We start from the raw sequence: 2,638 nt of genomic DNA, 5'->3' as shown, positions 1-2,638 counted from the left end.
TTTAGACCGGGATTTGATTTTAAATCACCCTAACCTTCCTTCAGTCTTGTCTTATGGTACTTTAGCTGCTTAAAAACTGTCCGGAGTATTGGCCAAACAAACCGTGGAAAAACCGAAAAAAGTTGATATTTTGATGAATGCCCCGCGCCGCAGTTTCCATCACTTGCGACTGTCCGCCGCGAGCGTTCATTAATACTAATTTCCGAATTTCTCCTCTGTAAATAGTGTCAGCAATTTCGACAATTACTGCTAAAAGTGTGGAAGCACTGAGCATAATTGTACCGGAAAAATGCCAGTGTTCAGTCGAATTGCCATAGTAAAGAGTTGGCAAAGCATAAGCTGGAATATTTGCATCTAACGAAGCCAGCGCTTTGCCAGTCACCGTCGCGCTAATTGCCACACCTACAATTAAATGCAAATGGAGGCCGTGCTGTTCGATCGCACCTAGTGGCCGAATTATCACAGTATTTTCCTTGTCCGGCATAGACTCAATTTCTGTCCAAGTCAGATATGGAAAAAAGCGCTGTTCTGGAATAAAATTGTGCATATTACGATTCTACAAGCTCAAGGGCAAAAGTTATGAACACATTTGAGCGCCTAAAGATCGAGGGGTTTCGCCGTTTGTTTTCGGCAGAGGTGGGAATGCGACCTCTGACAGTGATGATTGGTGCTAACGGTGTTGGGAAAAGTTCTTTCTTAGAAATATTCTCACTTTTAGCAGCATCAGCCAACGGTCAGTTACAGTCCAAAATTTCCGAGTTGGGCGGTCTAACTCAGATAGTAACATTAGACCGGACTGATAGCGTGTCAATCTCCTTATCGATGCCTATAGAGAATCAGGAACCGCTAAACTATTCTCTGAAACTTGCAACCAAAGGTCAATTCTATGAAATTGGTTCAGAAACTCTAATCCAACAGCGCGATCCCAATGCTTCTCAACCTTTTAAGTATATTGAATCTCGCGGTTTAGATGTCAGATATTTCAGTCCAGACGATGAAAAGCTACTACGTCCAAACTGGCAGTACAATCCTTTGGAAAGCTCACTCGCTCAGGTTCCTAAGATGTATCGGGAACCAGAAACATTGAGGCAGCACTTAGCTTCATGTAGCTTTTATAAGGCTTGGGAGTTAAATCTTTACCCTCAAAGTCCTATCCGTTTACCTCAATCTATGCGGCCTGCAACTTTGCCCGGTGCCAAGGGAGAGGATTTAGTTTCATGCCTTTATTATCTGCGAGAAACAGATCCAAATCGATTTGAAATTATCCAAGATACACTGGCTGCGGCTTTTCCTGATTTTGAACGATTAAGCTTTCCGCCAGTAGCAGCCGGAACTTTAGCAATGACTTGGAAGGATCGAAATTTTTCTAATCCTTTTTATATGCACCAACTATCCGAGGGGACGCTGCGATTTCTCTGGTTAATCACCTTACTGCAAAGTCGAGATTTGACCGCTGTCACGCTGATTGATGAGCCGGAAGTGAGTTTACATCCAGAGTTGTTACAACAACTAGCTCATGCTATGAGAGAAGCTTCTCAAAGAACTCAACTAATTGTAGTAACTCATTCAGATAGATTGATCGGATTTTTAAAGCCTCACGAGGTGCTAGTTTGTGATTCTGAAGATGGTCTCACAAATCTAACTTGGGCTGACTCTATAGACTTAGAACACTGGTTAGAAGATTATAGCTTGGATCAGCTTTGGGCAATGAACATTTTTGGAGGCAGACCGTGAAGATTGCTATTGTGGTTGAAGGAGAAACGGAAATGGCATTTAAGCCTAAGCTGCAAGAGTTTCTTAAGCCACGCCTGGGACAGCAGATGCCCAAATTAAAGTTTATATGTTGTAAAGGTCGCATTCACAAAGAAAAGAAACTCAAGGACGTCGTGGAAAATTTATTGACTGGTAAAGATGCCTGTCATGCTGTAATTGCATTAACAGATGTTTATACAGGCACTAAAGATTTTAAAGATGCAGCGGATGCTAAGGCTCAAATGAAAGAATGGGTAGGGGACAATCCTAAATTTTATCCCCATACAGCTTCCCATGACTTTGAAGCTTGGCTGTTACCTTTTTGGTCAAAAATTCAGAAAATATCAGGAGGCAATAGAGCGGTTCCTAGCGGTCCTCCTGAACTGGTAAATCACAATAATCCACCTTCTAAGAGGATTGAAGAAATATTTGAACAGGGGAAACGTCGGAGCTATGATAAAGCACGGGATGCAAAAAGAATATTAGATGGAGAAAATCTCATGGATGCTGCTGTAGTCTGTCCTGAATTAAAGGCTTTTCTGAATACTATTTTATTTCTTTGTGGGGGGGAATTGATATGAGATTGTTAGCAGGCGCACAAAATTAAATATTGCTCGCTGTGGCACTTCGGCACTATAAATCGCGGGCTCCACACCTTGCTTGCTATATGTATATACTGTTTTGTGCGGGACGATCGCACTCCTAAACAACGCTTTTTACTTTCATTGAGATGCTCCCATCATCTGAGTACATCTCTGTTTTGCTTTGACAGGAGTGCAAGCATCTTGGTCGCTAAAAAGACATCTCCGAAAACAATCAAAGCCTCTGTGTAGTTAAGCTCCTTGACGTAAATGTAATCATCCTAAATTAGCTAGTGTGCACGATA

3 protein-coding genes are annotated in these 2,638 nt (G+C 42.0%); 2 read left to right on the top strand and 1 reads right to left on the bottom strand.

Annotated elements, in window-relative coordinates:
* Nucleotides 1-61 precede the first annotated feature (61 nt).
* Nucleotides 62-547, bottom strand: coding sequence for a creatininase family protein (locus tag E5S67_RS31610; protein WP_339382809.1), 486 nt, complete (start codon nucleotides 545-547; stop codon nucleotides 62-64).
* A 32-nt stretch (nucleotides 548-579) separates the two neighbouring features.
* Between E5S67_RS31610 and E5S67_RS31605 the strand changes: the two genes are divergently transcribed.
* Both E5S67_RS31605 and E5S67_RS31600 read left to right on the top strand, forming a co-directional pair.
* Nucleotides 580-1,734: an AAA family ATPase gene (locus tag E5S67_RS31605; protein ID WP_172193390.1), complete on the top strand. Its 1,155-nt coding sequence runs from the start codon at nucleotides 580-582 to the stop codon at nucleotides 1,732-1,734.
* Nucleotides 1,731-2,333: a DUF4276 family protein gene (locus E5S67_RS31600; protein WP_172193387.1), complete on the top strand. Its 603-nt coding sequence runs from the start codon at nucleotides 1,731-1,733 to the stop codon at nucleotides 2,331-2,333. The genes E5S67_RS31605 and E5S67_RS31600 overlap by 4 nt, the downstream gene beginning before the upstream one ends.
* The last annotated feature ends 305 nt before the right edge of the window (nucleotides 2,334-2,638 follow it).

Source organism: Microcoleus asticus IPMA8, assembly GCF_013179805.1.
Taxonomy (GTDB): domain Bacteria; phylum Cyanobacteriota; class Cyanobacteriia; order Cyanobacteriales; family Microcoleaceae; genus Microcoleus; species Microcoleus asticus.
Note: the sequence above shows the minus strand (reverse complement) of the source record. Positions and strands in the feature narration are given on the sequence as shown.